Genomic DNA, 17,887 nt, shown 5'->3' with positions numbered 1-17,887 from the left:
GTATATAAAGTAGCATAAAGAGAATCTCTAACATTGGGACCCTTCTGATTCGCAAAATTCTCTATAGTCTGAGCAAACCCTTTAAGTAATGTTCCCGCACCAAATTTCGATCCTTCATACTCTCCAACATTGACATTAGAAGAATTCTTTATCTCATCTGAACCACTCTTATCCTTCTTGGTATCTTCGGAATTCTCTGCATCCTCTTTCTGTTTCTTAAAATCATCTATTTTTCCATCTTTTTCATCCACATCTTTTTTCAAGTCCTTAAGACTCTTGCCATCACTCTCATATCCCCGGGTAAGCAGGAAGTCATAATATGTATCATCGCCTTTTTCCAGTATCAATTTACACTCAGGGACAGGAATAAGCGCCTCCGTTTTCTGAGGTGTAAGCAGTTTATAATAGATATCATGACCATCTATATCTATCCTTGAATTTCTTATAGGTTCTGTCGGATTTGTAAACTTGTTCTTAAACTGTGAATAAAATGTATCAAAATTCTTTATATCTGTCAGTTTTTTGCTGCCATACTTAATCGAATCTATCGCATCAACTATAGATTGGAGTGCCTCACGTTCTTTTATGAGCTTGTTTTTAAACTCTACAACATCATCACCATCTACATCTCTCTTCTCTTTTTCATATGTGCCAACTTCTGTCCTCTGCTCAGTTCCCAGAGATGTTTTACTTTCTGTCGCATTTCCTTTCCAGTCATTATAATCACTGTAGTATTCCCACACCAGATCACTCAGTTCATCAAGGCTTAAAAGCTCATGTTTTTTCGTGATTTTATGCTTATTACCATCGCCCTCTATCACCAGACTCAGGGCATCTATATACGACTGTATTTTTTCCCTATAAGCTGCCAAATTTGTTGCAATGTCATTCAACTTACTTGAAACGCCGGAAGTATCATATTCCGAAAGAACTCCGCCATTATATATGTCCACCAGCGCATTTTTTACAGTCATGTATTTCCCACCATGTCCATTAAGCCCACTATCAGGAAAATCGCCATTAAATATGGTATGAACATCTGCTTTGATTTCATCGCTGTAAGCTCGCTCGTCTTTTTTCCAATCAGATGGAAATGTCGAATCATCCGGATCAGCTTCACAGTCAAGCATAGCCGTATACGTTACCCACGCCTTTGCCAGAGCATCTCCCTTACTATTAACATCTTTTATGCTGTCCTTTGCTGCGTTATATGCAAAATAATACCACTGTGCCTTATTCGCCTGATCATCACCTGTACCATAATTCTTATCTGCATATTTTGAGACTGCTTTATCAGCGTTATCTAATGCCGTTTCAAGCTCGGCAAGCTTATTCGCAACCTCTTGTTTTTGGTTTTCAACTTTTGACCATTTTATATAATACTTCTTGTCTTTTTCGAAGCTTTTTACATCTTTGGCAACTTTTTTCTCGTTGTATCCGCCTGTTCCAGTTGCAAGATTTTTAACAATACCATCATTCCCCTCGGTACTGGATAAACCGATATAATATTTATTCACCGATGATGGTGTTCCTGCTTTTGATATCCACAGCTTTCCAACAGTCGTTTTCGTTATATCCTCATAATCCTTTATCGATTGTTCCACATACTGTCTTATCTCAGTAATTTCATTTTTTGATGGTCCACTACTATTTTCACTTCCATCGCCTCTCGCATACTGCTGATAATAGTAATAAGTATAAAATTCTGCTTTACTGAGTGCTCCCTCTGTCTCAGAAAAATCTTCTCTGGACTGAGCCAGCTCGCTATCTTCAGAAGAATTTTTCAAATCATTCTTCAACGTATCTCCGTCCTTTACCAGCTTGTCATATATTGACTCTACTGCCATCTCAGGCGCACGGTATTTCATAAACTCCACAACACCTTCTTTGACCAGAGCTGGATTCTCGCCAATACCTGATCCTGCTACAGCATACAAATTTTCAGTTCCTGATACCAACTGCCCTTGCAACAGATCACTGTAATCTCCGCCACCCTGTATTTGTGAAAATACCCATGACACAATCTCGTTACTTTGGCTATCTGATACACCATTTGCCTCAAGAGTCTTTTTAAAGAATTCCTTACTCTTGTCGCAAAAATCGTCAATATTCTGAACCGAAGCAACCAAGCCATAATAATCGCTAAGAACCGTATCATAATTAGCCATAAGCGAATTAAGTGTTGTATCCGCTGTTGATTCTACCGAACTCTTGGACAACTCTATCCTGCTCAAATCCACATACAAAAAACATAAAACAAGGCATGGAACCAATATTATAATTAGGAAAACCGATATAGCTCCGCCTGGCCTAAACAACTTCATCATAACTTTTTACCCCCATCAATTTGCAAATTGTCTGAATTTTGTTATATACTCACTGGCTTTTTCCATTACTCCACTGGCTGTTTCATTCCTATCTATAATATCTCTAACCATGTTAACATTTCTCACTATCTCTGAACCCTCCATAGCCGGGACTTCTATATACTCCTGAAATTCCACTTTAGATGCTTCTTCCTGTCCCAAAAGCTTTACAGGCATTGTAATACTGTAACTCATCTCTGCTTCAACCTTTGCATACACACCATAAGTTTTATAATCAACGGACACCGCTGTATTCTGTACTCCCATGCCGGAAAATAAGCCAGTACCCATATTTTTCAATCCTTTTTTTATTTCTCCTTCTACCTTTGCAGTTCCGGTATCTCCCCAGAAATTCAGATACCTGTATGGTTTAAAATCATTTCCTGAACTTAACGAAACTACTGCACCATCATCTATGTATTTTGCCAGCATGGGATTACTCTCCTTTGCCGCATATTCAATAACCGATTCCGTAAAAACTGCCTGTGCCTTACTTCTCTGATAATACAGATTCCCCACAAACAACAAAAATATAACAACCAGAAATGTCACAGGAAACACGATAGTTGCTTCAACTATCAACGATCCTCTTTCGTCTTTCATTCTCTTCTTCATAAAGTCACCATTCCCTTTATACATCTGTCAAACCGCCATTATTTACTTATACATAAATAATGACGGTTCTCTCAGAAACTGTTCTCCCCAGATCAAGTCGACTGTGAATGACAATTATTATTTCATCGCCTCATTTGACTTTGTCTCTATATTCTTAAGAAGATTTGTTACTATTGTTGTAATCTGTGTCTTAAACAGAAGTGCAAGCACAACTGCTATACCTATAAGGATTACGATAGATACAACATTTACATCTCCATCTTCTTTCGTAACAAAGTCAACAAACTTCTCCTTTGCCTTGAATCCGAGATACTTTGCCTTTGCTATAGCCATGCCAGCCACATCGTCAATTCTCTCTATCATCCCGTTTTCCTCCTTCCTTCCCATTTTTCATTAGTTATTGTATTTACACACCAATATTCGCAAATATCGGTATTAATACCATGATCAATATTCCTGCAAACATTATCATCATCGGAATAAGCAGCTTACTGGATGCTTTTTCTCCATCTCTCATAGCTATATTCTTCTTGAGATTCCAGGACTCCTGTGACTGCTCACTGAGCATTTTTACAAGCTCCTTATTTCCTTTTTCCATACCCTGTATCATGGTCGATACAGCCTTTTTTACCTCTGCCAGAACGCATCTGGTACCAAAACTATGAAATGCCTCTACTTCCGACACTCCATTATGCATGTCCTCCACAGATCTTTGCATTTCCTTATAAATTGTTGTGTCTCCATTAAAAGCAACTTTTTCCCATGCCTCTCTGAGTATCATTCCTGCATTTGTAAGAAGCGCAAGTTTTGAAATAACCTCAGAAAAATCACGAAGCATCTCATCCTCTCTCTTACTTATTTTTTCAAGCATTAGTGTTCCGAAGTAGTAATATGCAGTAAACGAGAATATACCAAATACCAGAAGTATTCCCATCTCAGATGTAAATCCATAAAGAATAAATCCCACCAAAAGCAAAGTGAACGACAGAGATATCTTCTGTGCATATGCAAGTCTTACATAATACTCAGCGTATTTTTTCTCATACAATATTGCTGCACTCTGTCTGAGTTTTCTATCGGACTTGCTTTTGTACTGATAATGAAAAGTTTCCATCATTCCATAGCCTATAAAATATATATCCTTCAGCGGATACTCTTTCTCATCAAGGCCATCAAACAGTTCCGCATATTTCTTCCCCTTAAAATAGAAAAACAACCATGCAATGAGTAATAATCCTGATATGGAAAACACTATAATGTTAGCTGTTGTCAGCATACCTTTACCCTCCTATAATTTGATATCCAGTATTTTTCGTCCCACATAATATGCAGCCACAAAACATACAATACCGAGAGTAGTTGCTATTACACCTGCAGCCGTTGCATAGTTATCTCCGAAATCGGGACTCATCATCTTGATTACGCCTATAAGTCCCACCGGCATAACTATCATCAGATTCTGTTCCATCTTATTCGATGCAACCATGGTCTCTATCTCCTCCATGATCTCCATCTTGTCACTTATGATGGAGTGGGTGTTGTTGATTACATCTCGGAGATTTCCACCCTTTCTGTAACATATCTCGTACACACTGGCGAAACTCTTGATATCATCTATTCCGCTTCTCTCACCGAAGTCCTTCAGCACAGTTTCTATATCTATATTGTTTCTGTTTGAAACCAATATGACATTCAGCTCTTTCAATATGAAAGCATCCTCCTCATACTGAACACGGAGATCTCTGTACGCTGATTCAAATGAATCTATGGCATTATTTCCTGCACCGAGTGAGGTGTTTACAGCTTCAAGCATACTTCTGAACTGCTCTTTGAGCTTTCTCTGATTTTTGTCTATGATGCTCTTTGTTCTGATTGGAACAAACATCCTACCTGCTATGATTCCAACCACCAGCATTATCACTATATTGCTGATCCAGGTAGCTGTTGTGGCATTTCCATATTCATCCTTAAACAAGCCTCCATAGAACAGATATGCCACTGCCGCTCCTATCACAAACGCCAGCATAAATGTAAGTATTTTTTCCACTTTACCCATGTGATATACCTTATAATTCATGACCGGCATCTGCACTCTGGACATATAATACTGTGGTTCTTCAGGTTTCTTTTCCTTTTTACTTATTCCTAACATACCTATATCTCTTCCCTTATTCCCGTAAGCTGCAGTTTGAATACATTCTGCATCTTATTATCTGTTCTCTTTAATCTTCCAGACACTCTGTCGAGCGTTGAATTCTCATCCTCTTCAAATACATACAATGGATTTAACTGTATCTCTCCATCCTTCATACCCAGAACCTCCGTTATCTCCATCGTCTTTCTGGATTTGTCACGAAGTCTGGACAAATGTATTATTATGTCTATAGCCGATGCTATCTGCTGTCTTATAGCCTCAAGAGGTAATCCCTCTGCCCCCTGAAGAACCATTGTCTCCAAACGGGAGAGCATATCATGAGTTGAGTTAGCATGTCCTGTAGATAAGCTTCCATCATGACCTGTATTCATGGCCTGCAGCATATCAAGTGCCTCACCACCACGAACCTCTCCAACTACTATTCTTTCAGGTCTCATTCGGAGTGAGGATTTGATAAGATCCCTTATAGTTATTGCTCCAGCTCCTGATGCATTTGCATTTCTGGTCTCCAGACTTACAAGGTTATCTACTCCAACTATCTGAAGCTCTGCTGAGTCCTCAATGGTAATTACTCGCTCGTCCTTCGGTATATAATTTGACAGGGCATTCAGGAATGTTGTCTTACCGGAACCGGTACCTCCACATATGAATATGTTGTATTTTGCCCTTACCAGAAGCTCAAGCTTATGCGCTATCTCCTCAGTTATTGAACCGTATTTTATAAGCTTCTCTATTGTCATAGGCTCCTTTGAGAACTTACGGATAGTTACCGTTGGTCCACACAAAGCTATAGGTGGAAGCACTACATTAACTCGGGAACCATCCTGAAGTCTTGTATCAACAATAGGATTAGCCTGATTGACCTCTCTACCTGCCATTCCAACAATTCGCTGAATTATATCTTCCAGTCGCCTGTCCGTCTCAAAAAACTTGTCCAGTCGTTTTACTCGTCCATTCTGCTCTATGAATATATTGTCTTTTCCATTTATCATGACCTCTGTTATGGTATCGTCTGTCATGATACTGTCCAGCAGTCCCAGCCCACGGATTGAGCTGTATACCTGTTTTACTATGGACAATCTCTGTTCAACTGTGCAATACTGACCATCCAGCTTACTGTTAACAACATTTTCTATCTCTTCCTCGAGGTCCTCATCACTCAGTCTATTAAGTTCCAGATTATTGGACACATAGAATTTGGCTGCCGCCACAAATTCCTGTTCTTCATCAAATGTCATAATTCACACCCTAATATAATTTCAAAAATTCCTGATTGTTAGCAAGTATATCTACTATCTGCCTGAATGTTGTTCCCTGAACAGCACCGGACTTTGTTATAACTTTGCACGTAGACCAATCAAACTTTGCAGCTTCTTCTTTGTTAATAATGAAGCTTGCTGTCCTGATGAAATCTTCATTGTTGACGAATACCTTCATAAGTTCATTCATTCTGTCAACCTTATGTGCGGATCTCTCATCGTCATTCACAACTATCACTGTCTTATCTGAACAATCTATAATCTTTTTGAATGTTGGAGTGATATTGAAATCAGCATCGATTACTATGAAATCATAAAGTCCCATGGACTTGAGCTCTGATATAAGCAATTCCACATCCTCATCATTCATTTCATGAAGATCCATCGGATTCTTAGGCGCAGCAAAATAGTCTACATTTGCTGAATCTGTAATGGCAAAGCTTTCAAGCTTCATTGAAAGATTTGACCTCTTACTCTTCACTGCATACACCACGTCAGTAAGTGTATATTTTCCTTCACCATCAAAAATAATATCTGTAGTCGGAATATTCTCCATACTCAGATACAATGCACTTTTATTATTAAGGGAACAATTTAAGGCGAATGCCGCTGCCATGGATGTCACTCCGCTGCCGCATGCCGGTGAGGTAAAAGTGATGACTTCTGCAAGCTCACCACTTCTCTTGCGCTTGGTAATTCTAGAACTGTACTCAGAGTATAACGCAAGTATATCCTTATATATAAGCTCTACTTTCTGGAACTTACATATCGCTTTTTTTCCTTCTATCTTGTCTATGTCAGGAGACTCTACAAAATATGCCATGCAACAATTTCTGTATTCGTTCACCTGTAACGTCTCATCCACTATAACTATGTCAAGCCTTTGATTTTCAACGCTTTCATTGGCCACTTTAACATCCGTGTATGAATAAATTTCAAGCTTATCACTATAATATCTGTTAAGGGTTGACACCAGTCTTTCTATATATATTTTATCCGAAATAATAAAACCCACACGTATTTTCATAAACTCCACCTCCCTCGCTTCCTTAGAGTTTATAACTCTACATTAGCATTTTTATTTTAGAGTTTATGGCTCTTTTTGTCAATATATAAATTTTCTCAAATTATACTAATCGTAAACTAAAGGAGGTATGCTAATGCGCTATAACGAAAGGATACGTGAGATCAGGGAAGACAACTCTTTGACACAGCAAAAAGTTGCCGATTTGTTACATGTAGGTCAACGTACCTACGCTGATTATGAAAGCGGTAAAACACGGATTCCTGTTGACAGTCTCCTTATTCTTGCTAGGTATTACAATGTATCTGTCGACTATATCAGCGGGGCAAGTAACGTAAAGACAAAATATCCACAAAAGTAAAAAAGAGGAATGTAGATTTTCGACATCTACATTCCTTTTACGATTTCCCATATAAGCAGCAAATGCAGGGGATAAAACAGGTAGAAAAAATACTTGAGCTTCATCCTTCCTCTCTCTCCGCTGTACATATTCACAGGTATCATCGCCAGCAGAGCGTATAGCTGATTCATGCCCAGGCAGAGAATGTATACCAGCGAACTGAGCACCACGATCTCAATGTTCTGCTTCTTATTGAAATATGCCAGAGTATAAGCATCCGCTCCACTCCGCTCCTTCTCGATCAGATAGAACATGACTATGATTCCCACTCCCGCCATGCCGTAGTCGAATCTCAGGAACTCCGCCAGAAGTGCTGCGGCCAGTGCGATCTCGACCTTCCATCTTCCGATTGGCCCCCGGCTATCCATGGCGTATATGGCAAACAGTCCGGCTGTCAGGGTGAAGAATATGTTCTGAGCCCCCGGATACCAGATCGTATCGTGCATTGCCAGATCAAATGGCATCTCTGACACCACCGCAAATATTCCAAGTCTCAGAAGATACCTCCTCACGTCGGATGTACGCAGAAGCCCCTGTACAAGCAGGAATGCAAATACAGGAAATGCCAGACGCCCCACAGCGCGCATGAACAGATTGTTGTCCACAAATACGATTCCTATATGATCAATCAGCATACTTACGCAGGCTATGATCTTCAGCGCATTGGAGGAGAATATCCTGATATTCCTTTTTTGTTTTTTTATATCGTTCAGTCTATTTTCTCCCATTTATTTATCCTTCCTCATCGTTGATCACCAGCCATACGACTGCCTTCAAGTGCTTATCCAGACTCTATATCTGTATTTGCAGACATTGTATACAGAAAAAACAGCACATGACTTATGTTCATCATGTGCTGCTCTTCTCACAAAACCTTATATATCTATCTTCTATCGTCTAGATTCTCTTTCTGAGAGCCTTAGACAATGCTGACAGCTCCTCTGTATCAGCCTTACCCGGTATCCAGGTCATAGTCACGTTGTCCTTGATGTATCTTGGAACAAGATGCATATGGAAGTGGAATACAGTCTGGCCTGCTGCCTCGCCGTTGTTCTGAAGGATATTCAGTCCGTCCGGATTCAGCTCAGCCTTCTGTGCCTTTGCCACCTCTGTAGCTATAGTAAATATCTTGGCTGCTGTCTCAGCATCCATGCTGTATATATTGTCAAAATGTTCTTTCGGGATAATAAGCGCATGGCCCTTGTTAGCAGGATTCACATCAAGTATTACTCTGCAGATACTATCCTCATAAACTGTCGCTGATGGAATCTCACCGTTGGCTATCTTACAAAAAATGCAATCGTCCTTATTCATATAAGTTTTACCTCCTCATTGCCTCTATCCATTGTAAACCATCTGACAAAATATTACAAGCACCAAAGAGAACACCAGTTTTATACACCAGTCAAATAATTCTATAATATTGACATGTAAAATTCATTTTTCCTGTCCCTGCCCTGCGGAAATGTCTTTCTGGCACCGGCTATGACCGCAGGATCCAGCTCCGCAACGAGCAGTCTGTCGCTCACCCTCTCCGCCATCTCATTGCCGTAGACATCATATATATGTGAGCTCGGGACATATCTCTCCCTTTTACCCATGCCCACTCTGTTCACGCCTATCACGTATGCCTGATTCTCAATGGCCCTCGCCCTGAGCAGCGCTTCCCACTGGGCAACTCTCTCCTCAGGCCAGTTGGCTATCACAAGTATGGCATCGTAAGAATCCCTCGCCGCCGAAAATATCTCCGGGAATCTGAGATCATAGCATATGTATCCGCCCAGCCTCAGATCCTTGACATTCGCCTGACAAATACGGCTGCCTGCCCGGTACACCCTGTCCTCACCGCTGAACGAAAAAGGATGTATCTTTGCGTAATCCATGATCACCTCATCACCGCTGACGATCGCCAGCTTATTTTCAAATACCTTCCTTCTGCTCTCATCAAACTCACCGCTTCCATCAGCCATGAAAGCTTCTATATAACCAAATGCCATGGCCATATCGTATTTCCTGCTGTTCTCCATAAAAAACGAAACGCTCTCCGGTATCTCATCATCCATGTACGCCTCCCACATGCGAGCGGGCATCATGGTAAATCCCGTCAGCGTCATCTCAGGAAACACCAAGAGCTCAACGCCATTCTCATATGCCTCCTGCATGACCTCAAGACAGTGCTCCCTGGCATACTCCTTATCCTCGTATCCAATATCGATCTCCGTGATTCCGACCTTTATCATAATCATATCCCGCCTCCTGTGTATACACTCTGTATATCGTTCGAATTCTATATTAAGTATTTTACACAATATCGTGTGTTTTGCAAATGTTAACCTGTGTTCAAAATTTATGGTTGACATTCCTCCCATGTATATATATAATGTCAACCATAGCCCTTGTGTATAGGTTAACAAATCCAGGCAGTATTCGTCATCAGCCCGTCGAAACTACCTGGATTTGTTGTGAATAAGCTGTACACAGGCATTACAATCATTGGAGGATTATTACAAATGAAAAAAGCATTTACCACTGTAGAGCTGGTCATGATGGCCATGTTCACTGCAATTCTGTGTGCATCCGCTTACCTGAGCATTCCAACACCGCTCCCTAACGCAGCACACATCACATTACTCAACTTTATGATAATTCTGATAGCTCTCGTATTTGAGCTCAGAGACTCAACGATCATAATAGCACTTTGGATGATCATGGGTGCCATCGGCGTTCCTGTATTCATCGGCGGAGGCGCAGGCCTTGGATATCTGTTCGGAGTATTCGGTGGATACACCTTCTCATTCATCATTGCATCAATCGTAGTCGGTCTCATCAAAGGCAAAAAGTACAAGAGACTTAAGTATACCATCGTTGCGATCATAGGTGTCGTGATCATTGATATCGTGGGAATGATCTGGTGGAAGTTCAACGGTAACCTCACATGGAAGGTTGCATTCTTATCAGGTTTCGTGGCATTCATTCCACTCGACCTCGTTAAGGCTGTCATCGCCGCACAGCTCGTTCCACTGTTCAAGAGACTTCTCCCTGAGAAGGACGACAAAGAGGCCAATGAACAGGCAAAAGAAGCCTGATTAATGGAAATACACAAACTTAAGTGCAATTATAGCTGTCGGCTATGATTGCACTTTTTTGTTACTATCTCGTTTAGTAAACATATTTACTAAAATTAAAAGGGTCACAAACCCGTATGTTATCATTTTTGCGGGTGATCGAATGCAGTATATGGAATTTAGCAAGGATAAAAAGTATATAGAAAGAATCCGTGGACTGCGGGAAGATCATGACTTTACACAACAATATGTTGCCCGCTATCTGAACACCTCACAGACCATGTACGCACGTTATGAAAGGGGCGCAAGCGCGCTGCCAATCCATCACCTTATATATCTCACCGAGTTATATAACGTGTCATCCGATTACATTCTTGGAATCACCAACAACCCTGTTCCATACAAAGAATATTACAGAGAAGCCGCTGTCACCGACCAGGATCCCAGATCACCGGGAAAATACAATATACACTGGAAGGGCAACAGCTAATTCTTTCCCGCACATTTGACCACTATCAACCTGTCACCGGCTTTCACGTCATCCCCCTCAAGTCTGTTGAGCTTTCTTATGGAATCAAGACTGGAATAATACTGTTTTGCGATCGACCATATGCTGTCACCGTCACGCACAACATAGCCCACTATACCTGGCGCCACCGCTTTCTTCTTCATATCGACCGGAGCCACCGTCATGTCATCGATAAGCTCTATCTCTTTCCGGGTAAATATGGTCATTCCCATATCCACTATGGCTTTTATCTCCACCTCATCATTGCCCGGCAGCGCCGCCGTGATCTGATTGAGTGCAGGGGTAATCCTGATGGAATCCTGAGTTCTGAGCGGAACAGTCTCCACCCTGTATGAAAATGGAGCTACCACCTCCATCTGACACAGAGGTCTGCTGTCATCCGATGACACATAAAGAACTGCCGCCTTCACAGCACCCTCGACGACCACGGCGTCATCCGCCGGCCTGACATCGTCTATATCCACACTGCCCGTCACATTTACGATCTGGAGAATGGACGGCTGGCTGCTCTTGAGCCTCTCCTTCTTCACGACCCTCGTCTTTGCATTGTTTCTCATGAGAAGGTTCTCGTAGCTGAATCTGCTCCTGACGGGATCGACCTGCGCAGAATATGAGAACATATCCTTGAGAAGGTCTGCCTCCACGTCCTCGTACACCTTGATGTCCACATTGAGGCTGCTCTCCACCTGGAGTATCCTGTCCTCACCGCCGTCATTTGCACGCACGGACACCGAACCGCGGGATGCGGTTATCATATCGTCCAGTATCATATCCTCGTCTATTCCATCGCAGTTCACAGTGTCCTGGAACTCCCTCGTGGCGCTGACATACTGCACCGGAGCCACCTCGTCATCAGGCTTGTATATGACAAATATGTCCATCTTGCCGCTTATATGTACCCCCACGTCCGTGGCACGGCTCTCTATCTCCGAGAAGTTCACCTGATCCCACAGCACACGTCCGATATTCGGCTTATTTGCCGGGATCTCTATGTCCTCCTTTATCTTCATTATGTCTCTGGAAGACGCCGCAAGATTTGTAAAGCTTACCTTCTCCGTCATGCACTCTATACCAGAGCCGTTTGCTATGCCCACGGCGCCCTCTGCGGTGATCTGCTGGCACGCCCAGAGCTTCACGCCCACAAGCCCTCTCACCTCGTATTTTCTGGAATTTATCACGGTCACGTACAGATCCTCCAGCACACCCTGTACGGAAACCTTATCTCCCAGCGACAGTTCATCCGCATTTATCGTCTCCTCAAATGGCAGTTCTCCGTCATGGCTCTCAAATGAATCCCCCTCCCGGTCAGTCTGGTATAGGATGGCGTAGCTCACAGTTCCTGTGATGCGCGCCTTGCCCTCCATGACGTCTATGTTTTCTATCGTCACCTGTCCTTTGCTGGCTATCTGTCTGTCTATATCCCCCTTCACATCAGGGACATTGAAATCATCATCCACGGTAAACTCAACATATTTTGCCGCCTTAAGATTCGTCGTTGTGATCCTGTTCTTAGTAAGCTCCATATTTTCCCCACCTTATTTTTTATGATATACCGTTCTACTTGAATACAACCGGAAGATCCATCTTCACTATCCTGACCACCATATAAGGAAATGATACATTGTCCCCCTTCACGCCATCCGTCGGAGTCGCCACCTGCCTTAAAACTCCCTTGATGTAAATGGCATTGTCGTCCTTGTACATCTCCTCCAGAGTCACCCCAACGTCATCCCTCTCCTGCATGCCCGCAGCGATGACTATATATGTATATGTGCTGTTTGAATATACGAGATTAAATGGGTTTTCCTTCTTTTTGTCTATGATGGTAACCAGTTCATCCGGCAGCATGGTCTCATCGCACACGTCATAGAGCAGCGGCTCACCACTGTCCGACACCTCAAACCTTGCACATCCAACGCAGAATATCATGAGCTCCAGTGCAACCACCAGCAGGAAGGTAAGTCTGCCCCACATTCTCCCTCTTAGAAACTCTTTTTCATTTTCCACATGTATCACCTCCGCCATTTGCTTTTTAAGGTGTCTGGCTGTCATTTTAAGCCACTTAACACACTTTGGTATAGTATATGTACCCCATTTGCTCTTTATGTCTGTAAACGCAAAAAAGAGGCGGGATATCCTGTTTGATATCCCGCCTCCGTATCAGAAGCTCGTCCTTCTGTATATTATTCTGTCATTCTACTCTGCGTCTACAGGTGCGCTCTTCTCAGCCTCGATCTCGGCCTCAGCCTCTGGTGTGACCTCGATTCCAAGCTCAGCGAGCTGCTTGTCGTCTACATAGTCAGGCGCATTTGTCATGAGACATGATGCATCCTTTACCTTAGGGAATGCGATTACGTCACGGATAGAATCCTGCTTTGCCATGAGCATGACCAGACGGTCAAGACCATAGGCAAGTCCTGCGTGAGGTGGTACTCCGTACTTGAACGCATCCAGAAGGAATCCGAATCTCTCGTGAGCCTCGGCCTTTGTAAAGCCAAGGCACTCGAACATCTTCTCCTGAATGTCATCCTGATGGATTCTGACTGAACCTCCACCGATCTCATTTCCGTTTAATACTATATCATAAGCCTTTGCACGAACCCTGCCCGGATCAGAATCGATGTACTGAAGATCCTCCTCCATAGGCATGGTAAATGGATGGTGCATAGCTGTGAATCTGTTCTCCTCGTCTGACCACTCAAGAAGTGGGAACTCTATGATCCACACGAATCTGTATACATTCTTGTCCACAAGTCCCATGAGCTCTGCCAGATGGCATCTCAGTGCGCCGAGGACTGTCCATACGATCTTTGTCTTGTCCGCTGCGAACAGAAGCAGGTCGCCAGGCTTTCCATCCATGGCTGCCACAAGGGCGTTCATCTGCTCCTCTGTCATGAACTTGGCAAATGATGACTTGTAGCTTCCATCCTCGTTGATAACTATATATGCAAGTCCCTTTGCGCCGTATGTCTTTGCATACTCGATAAGGGCATCTATCTTCTTTCTAGGCATGCTTCCCTGTCCCTCGGCATTGATACCGCGGACTGTTCCGCCATTTGCAAGGGCACCTGTGAATACTCCGAACTCACAGTCCTTGACAACATCGCTGACATCCTTGAGCTCGAGTCCAAATCTGAGGTCAGGCTTATCTGAACCAAATCTGTCCATTGCCTCCTGCCATGTCATTCTCTGAATTGGAAGCTGGATGTCGAGATCAAGTATCTCCTTGAAGAGCTTTGCAAGAAGACGCTCATTTACATCGATTACATCGTCAACGTCAACAAATGAGAGCTCCATATCCATCTGGGTGAACTCCGGCTGTCTGTCTGCACGGAGATCCTCGTCACGGAAGCATCTTGCGATCTGGAAATATCTGTCGTAACCAGAGCACATAAGAAGCTGCTTGAAGAGCTGTGGTGACTGTGGCAGAGCGTAGAATGTACCAGGGTGTACACGGCTTGGCACAAGGTAATCTCTTGCTCCCTCTGGTGTTGACTTGGTCAGCATAGGTGTCTCTATCTCAAGGAATCCCTCATCTGCCATGAACTGTCTGGCGATGGTGGCTACCTTACTCTTCATGATAAGATTTCTCTGGAGGTCAGGACGTCTGAGGTCGAGATATCTGTACTTGAGCCTTATCTCCTCCTTGGTCTTGCTGTTCTCCTCTATAGGGAATGGAGGTGTCTCTGCCTCTGACAGTATACGGAGGCTGCTTGCAACGACCTCGATGTCTCCTGTTGCAAGGTTCTCATTCACTGCACCCGCACGCTTGCACACTGTTCCCTCGATGGCTGCAACGAACTCTGAACGGAGCTTTCCTGCCTTCTCGAAGCACTCTGCGCCACACTGTGACTCCTCAAATATAACCTGTAATATTCCACTTCTATCTCGAAGATCTACAAAGATTATTCCACCTTTATTTCTGCTCTTCTGAACCCAGCCCATCACGGTGACTTTCTCACCTATGTTGGCACTGCTAACCTCTGTACATCTGTGGCTTCTCTTAAGCCCCTGCATAGATTCTGCCATCTTACGCTATCCTCCTAAAATTAAAAACTTTCCTTATGTCACTATACACTTTTTTCATTTTTCGTCAAGACCTGGAATATCGCCGTGAAGCACCTGATCCACCCTGCTCATGATGTCTGTGGTGTTGATCAGCCGCTGGAACGCCAGGAACGCCCTCATGTCGAAGTGTCTCACCTCATCTATCACCATTCCAAATGCCGTATCCGCGTCAAATGCCTTCCTGTATGGTCTGTCGCTGACCAGTGCACTGAACACATCGCACACTCTGATAAGTCTTGCGCCGAGTGGTATCTCCTCGCCCCGCATCCTGTACGGATATCCCGAGCCGTCATAGTTCTCATGGTGATAGTGCACCATATCCACTATGTCCTGATCGTAGCCCTCACGCTTAAGTATCTCCGCGCCAAGCTTGGCATGCAGCCTGACGTATCTCATCTCCTCGATCTTCATCGCACCCTGCCGCCGTCCATATATGTAAGGACTCACCTGCAGCTTGCCCACATCGTGCAGCATTCCCGCCACGGCAACCTTGTGTATGAATTCCTCATCACAGCCCAGCTCCCTCGCCAGCTCAGATGCCAGTACACTCACACACATTCCATGGCGCACCGCATCATTCATATCAACTGAATAGCATTCTTCTGCATCCTTCTCCAATGCTAATCCCATATAAATCCCGCTTTCTTACGCTCGATCATCTCATCTATTCGAGCTATATAATCGTCTACACTCTTACAATTCTCTATTCTGTCTATACGTGTCCCCTCTGTCACTCCGTCATGTCCTGGTCTCACCACAAGCTTCGATGAACTTCCGGCACCGAGACCGATGATGTCAGTCCTCTCCTCCATGATGAGTATATTGTACAGGCACTCAAGCCCCGGCTTCGAGTAACCCACGTTCTCCAGATTGCCGGTCATGTTCTTCTGTCTGTACAGATAGTATGGATCAAGCCCCATCTCAGCCGCCGCCCTCGTAACAGCACCGAGCTGGCTGTCTATATCTGACTTCAGGGTGTCACGGTATTTGTCCATCTCTATGTTCAGATTCGCCGCCCTCTTGATGGCAAGGGTGTGAACCGTCAGACTTTCAGGGGAAAGCTCCTTCACCTGTCTCAGCGTGTTCTCCACACTGTCCGTGTCCTCTCCCGGAAGTCCCACTATCAGATCCATGTTGATGTTGTCAAAGCCCGCTCTCCGGGCATTCTCCATGGCTATGACCGTCTGCTCCGGCGTATGTGCCCTGCCTATGGTCCTTAATGTCTCCTCGTTCATGGTCTGTGGATTTATGCTTATACGCGTCACTCCGTGGCGCTTCATGACCTCAAGCTTGTCAAATGTGGTACTGTCCGGTCTGCCCGCTTCTATGGTGAACTCCCTCACCTGTGACAGGTCAAATGACTTCTCTATCATGCTGCAGAGTCTGTCCATATGCTCCGCAGATATGGATGACGGCGTTCCGCCTCCCACATATATTGATATGAGCCGTTTTCCGGAATATGCCTCCGCAACGTATGCCATCTCTTTCTCGACTGCGTCCAGATATGCATCCACCTTATTCTTATATACCGCGATCGGATATGAGGTAAATGAACAGTACAAACATCTTGTCGGACAGAACGGTATGCCTATATACAGACAGTATTCGTCCTCCTCCGCCACAGAGTCTATGATTTTCTTCTCCCTGTCAGCCACCGCCACTGCCAGCTCGGCTTTCTCACGGGAGGTTCCATATATCTCCTGGTAGTTTCCTATTATATCCTCTGAGGTCATCCCGGCTTCCATATAAGACACAGCTATCTTCGTAGGTCTGATACCCGTCAGGGAGCCCCACGGAAGTCTGCGGTCTGTATACTCCGAAAGCATGTTGTATATCGCCAGCTTTAACGGATTCCTCACGGCACTCTTATCCCGGCAGTCGCCATCCACAGGGATCTGTGTGCTGCATGCCAAAGTCCGCTCTCCTCCGTCTACTACAGAATACAGCTCTATATTTATTCTATTGTCATCTATATCCGCCACAAGCTCCTTGTCTATCTCCGCCTTAAGCTCCGGCTTTTTGTCAAATATCTCCGGAACCACTATTCTTTCACCGCCGTAGAAGGCCTGGAGACTCACCCGGAGATCATTGTTGTAATCTTCTATATTCTGTATCAGTAATATCATATTTCCACCATGATCCGCCCATCAGAAGAACGGATTCATCTTCTTCTCTTTTCTTATAAGTGTTGTCTCCCCGTGTCCAGGGTACACCACGGTATCATCAGGAAGCACAAACAGCTTCTCTCTTATGTTCTCGAGCAGCGCATGCTCATCACCTGTAGGGAAATCCGATCTTCCCACACTGTATTTGAACAGCGTATCCCCTGAGAACAGTATATTCTCTGACTCGAAGTAATAGCACATTCCGCCTCTGGTATGTCCCGACACACTGATGCAGCTCATC

19 protein-coding genes are annotated in these 17,887 nt (G+C 43.8%); 3 read left to right on the top strand and 16 right to left on the bottom strand.

Annotation, left to right across the window (positions count from 1 at the left end; genetic code table 11):
- From ABUA34_RS07510 to ABUA34_RS07480, 7 genes are all read right to left on the bottom strand, one after another.
- Nucleotides 1-2,327, bottom strand: a 2,327-nt coding sequence (locus tag ABUA34_RS07510) for a hypothetical protein (protein WP_349823101.1), incomplete at its 3' end; no start/stop codon positions are given.
- Between the two features lie 15 nt (nucleotides 2,328-2,342).
- Entirely contained in the window at nucleotides 2,343-2,981 is a 639-nt protein-coding gene (locus ABUA34_RS07505) for a TadE/TadG family type IV pilus assembly protein (protein ID WP_172676643.1), read from the bottom strand.
- A 117-nt stretch (nucleotides 2,982-3,098) separates the two neighbouring features.
- The gene (locus ABUA34_RS07500) at nucleotides 3,099-3,344 is read right to left on the bottom strand and encodes a Flp1 family type IVb pilin (protein WP_022217485.1); all 246 of its coding nucleotides are present in this window, start codon (nucleotides 3,342-3,344) and stop codon (nucleotides 3,099-3,101) included.
- A 43-nt stretch (nucleotides 3,345-3,387) separates the two neighbouring features.
- The gene (locus tag ABUA34_RS07495; protein ID WP_022217484.1) at nucleotides 3,388-4,257 is read right to left on the bottom strand and encodes a type II secretion system F family protein; all 870 of its coding nucleotides are present in this window, start codon (nucleotides 4,255-4,257) and stop codon (nucleotides 3,388-3,390) included.
- 12 nt (nucleotides 4,258-4,269) lie between these two features.
- Nucleotides 4,270-5,133, bottom strand: a complete 864-nt coding sequence (locus ABUA34_RS07490; protein WP_022217483.1) for a type II secretion system F family protein — start codon at nucleotides 5,131-5,133, stop codon at nucleotides 4,270-4,272.
- 2 nt (nucleotides 5,134-5,135) lie between these two features.
- The gene (locus tag ABUA34_RS07485) at nucleotides 5,136-6,374 is read right to left on the bottom strand and encodes a TadA family conjugal transfer-associated ATPase (RefSeq protein ID WP_022217482.1); all 1,239 of its coding nucleotides are present in this window, start codon (nucleotides 6,372-6,374) and stop codon (nucleotides 5,136-5,138) included.
- 10 nt (nucleotides 6,375-6,384) lie between these two features.
- Nucleotides 6,385-7,422, bottom strand: a complete 1,038-nt coding sequence (locus tag ABUA34_RS07480; RefSeq protein WP_022217481.1) for a P-loop NTPase family protein — start codon at nucleotides 7,420-7,422, stop codon at nucleotides 6,385-6,387.
- 133 nt (nucleotides 7,423-7,555) lie between these two features.
- Here ABUA34_RS07480 and ABUA34_RS07475 point away from each other — a divergent pair, with 133 nt between their 5' ends.
- A complete protein-coding gene (locus tag ABUA34_RS07475) occupies nucleotides 7,556-7,780 on the top strand; it encodes a helix-turn-helix domain-containing protein (protein ID WP_022217480.1) in 225 nt (74 codons plus the stop codon).
- A gap of 26 nt (nucleotides 7,781-7,806) precedes the next feature.
- On the opposite strand, the gene ABUA34_RS07470 is transcribed toward ABUA34_RS07475, so the two are convergent.
- From ABUA34_RS07470 to ABUA34_RS07460, 3 genes are all read right to left on the bottom strand, one after another.
- Nucleotides 7,807-8,547 (bottom strand): TraX family protein, encoded by a 741-nt coding sequence (locus tag ABUA34_RS07470; RefSeq protein ID WP_349823100.1) that lies wholly within the window; start codon nucleotides 8,545-8,547, stop codon nucleotides 7,807-7,809.
- Between the two features lie 169 nt (nucleotides 8,548-8,716).
- Entirely contained in the window at nucleotides 8,717-9,133 is a 417-nt protein-coding gene (locus ABUA34_RS07465; RefSeq protein ID WP_015534318.1) for an HIT family protein, read from the bottom strand.
- A 101-nt stretch (nucleotides 9,134-9,234) separates the two neighbouring features.
- Nucleotides 9,235-10,065 (bottom strand): nitrilase-related carbon-nitrogen hydrolase, encoded by an 831-nt coding sequence (locus ABUA34_RS07460; protein ID WP_349823099.1) that lies wholly within the window; start codon nucleotides 10,063-10,065, stop codon nucleotides 9,235-9,237.
- A 264-nt stretch (nucleotides 10,066-10,329) separates the two neighbouring features.
- On the opposite strand from ABUA34_RS07460, the gene ABUA34_RS07455 reads away from it, so the two are divergent.
- Complete coding sequence (locus ABUA34_RS07455; RefSeq protein WP_015534320.1) at nucleotides 10,330-10,905, top strand: biotin transporter BioY; 576 nt, start codon at nucleotides 10,330-10,332, stop codon at nucleotides 10,903-10,905.
- A gap of 151 nt (nucleotides 10,906-11,056) precedes the next feature.
- Nucleotides 11,057-11,374: a helix-turn-helix domain-containing protein gene (locus ABUA34_RS07450; protein WP_330576975.1), complete on the top strand. Its 318-nt coding sequence runs from the start codon at nucleotides 11,057-11,059 to the stop codon at nucleotides 11,372-11,374.
- Here ABUA34_RS07450 and ABUA34_RS07445 read toward each other — a convergent pair.
- The 6 genes from ABUA34_RS07445 to ABUA34_RS07420 form a co-directional block, all read right to left on the bottom strand.
- Entirely contained in the window at nucleotides 11,371-12,936 is a 1,566-nt protein-coding gene (locus ABUA34_RS07445) for a DUF3794 and LysM peptidoglycan-binding domain-containing protein (protein ID WP_055222431.1), read from the bottom strand. The two genes, ABUA34_RS07450 and ABUA34_RS07445, sit on opposite strands and share 4 nt — an antisense overlap.
- Nucleotides 12,937-12,970: 34 nt before the next feature.
- Complete coding sequence (locus ABUA34_RS07440) at nucleotides 12,971-13,420, bottom strand: protease complex subunit PrcB family protein (protein WP_238051193.1); 450 nt, start codon at nucleotides 13,418-13,420, stop codon at nucleotides 12,971-12,973.
- A gap of 189 nt (nucleotides 13,421-13,609) precedes the next feature.
- On the bottom strand, nucleotides 13,610-15,442 hold the full coding sequence (aspS, locus tag ABUA34_RS07435; RefSeq protein ID WP_349823098.1) for an aspartate--tRNA ligase: 1,833 nt from the start codon (nucleotides 15,440-15,442) through the stop codon (nucleotides 13,610-13,612).
- Nucleotides 15,443-15,496: 54 nt separating this feature from the next.
- The gene (locus tag ABUA34_RS07430; RefSeq protein WP_055146154.1) at nucleotides 15,497-16,111 is read right to left on the bottom strand and encodes an HD-GYP domain-containing protein; all 615 of its coding nucleotides are present in this window, start codon (nucleotides 16,109-16,111) and stop codon (nucleotides 15,497-15,499) included.
- Entirely contained in the window at nucleotides 16,102-17,607 is a 1,506-nt protein-coding gene (hemZ, locus tag ABUA34_RS07425) for a coproporphyrinogen dehydrogenase HemZ (RefSeq protein WP_349823097.1), read from the bottom strand. The genes ABUA34_RS07430 and hemZ overlap by 10 nt, the downstream gene beginning before the upstream one ends.
- A gap of 21 nt (nucleotides 17,608-17,628) precedes the next feature.
- Nucleotides 17,629-17,887 (bottom strand): MBL fold metallo-hydrolase (locus ABUA34_RS07420; RefSeq protein ID WP_349823096.1); only part of this gene is annotated, 259 nt, incomplete at its 5' end.

The organism is Coprococcus sp. RTP21428st1_C9_RTP21428_210409 (genome assembly GCF_040227395.1).
Lineage (GTDB): Bacteria > Bacillota > Clostridia > Lachnospirales > Lachnospiraceae > Coprococcus > Coprococcus aceti.
The sequence above is the reverse complement of the archived record's forward strand: the minus strand, read 5'-3'. Positions and strand labels throughout refer to the sequence as shown.

What these genes read in the sequence shown, in the direction of transcription:
- ABUA34_RS07505 (WP_172676643.1), bottom strand. Translation starts at nt 2,981, where the DNA reads ATGAAGAAGAGAATGAAAGACGAAAGAGGATCGTTGATAGTTGAAGCA.
- ABUA34_RS07500 (WP_022217485.1), bottom strand. Translation starts at nt 3,344, where the DNA reads ATGATAGAGAGAATTGACGATGTGGCTGGCATGGCTATAGCAAAGGCA.
- ABUA34_RS07495 (WP_022217484.1), bottom strand. Translation starts at nt 4,257, where the DNA reads ATGCTGACAACAGCTAACATTATAGTGTTTTCCATATCAGGATTATTA.
- ABUA34_RS07490 (WP_022217483.1), bottom strand. Translation starts at nt 5,133, where the DNA reads ATGTTAGGAATAAGTAAAAAGGAAAAGAAACCTGAAGAACCACAGTAT.
- ABUA34_RS07485 (WP_022217482.1), bottom strand. Translation starts at nt 6,374, where the DNA reads ATGACATTTGATGAAGAACAGGAATTTGTGGCGGCAGCCAAATTCTAT.
- ABUA34_RS07480 (WP_022217481.1), bottom strand. Translation starts at nt 7,422, where the DNA reads ATGAAAATACGTGTGGGTTTTATTATTTCGGATAAAATATATATAGAA.
- ABUA34_RS07475 (WP_022217480.1), top strand. Translation starts at nt 7,556, where the DNA reads ATGCGCTATAACGAAAGGATACGTGAGATCAGGGAAGACAACTCTTTG.
- ABUA34_RS07470 (WP_349823100.1), bottom strand. Translation starts at nt 8,547, where the DNA reads ATGGGAGAAAATAGACTGAACGATATAAAAAAACAAAAAAGGAATATC.
- ABUA34_RS07465 (WP_015534318.1), bottom strand. Translation starts at nt 9,133, where the DNA reads ATGAATAAGGACGATTGCATTTTTTGTAAGATAGCCAACGGTGAGATT.
- ABUA34_RS07460 (WP_349823099.1), bottom strand. Translation starts at nt 10,065, where the DNA reads ATGATTATGATAAAGGTCGGAATCACGGAGATCGATATTGGATACGAG.
- ABUA34_RS07455 (WP_015534320.1), top strand. Translation starts at nt 10,330, where the DNA reads ATGAAAAAAGCATTTACCACTGTAGAGCTGGTCATGATGGCCATGTTC.
- ABUA34_RS07450 (WP_330576975.1), top strand. Translation starts at nt 11,057, where the DNA reads ATGGAATTTAGCAAGGATAAAAAGTATATAGAAAGAATCCGTGGACTG.
- ABUA34_RS07445 (WP_055222431.1), bottom strand. Translation starts at nt 12,936, where the DNA reads ATGGAGCTTACTAAGAACAGGATCACAACGACGAATCTTAAGGCGGCA.
- aspS (WP_349823098.1), bottom strand. Translation starts at nt 15,442, where the DNA reads ATGGCAGAATCTATGCAGGGGCTTAAGAGAAGCCACAGATGTACAGAG.
- ABUA34_RS07430 (WP_055146154.1), bottom strand. Translation starts at nt 16,111, where the DNA reads ATGGGATTAGCATTGGAGAAGGATGCAGAAGAATGCTATTCAGTTGAT.
- hemZ (WP_349823097.1), bottom strand. Translation starts at nt 17,607, where the DNA reads ATGATATTACTGATACAGAATATAGAAGATTACAACAATGATCTCCGG.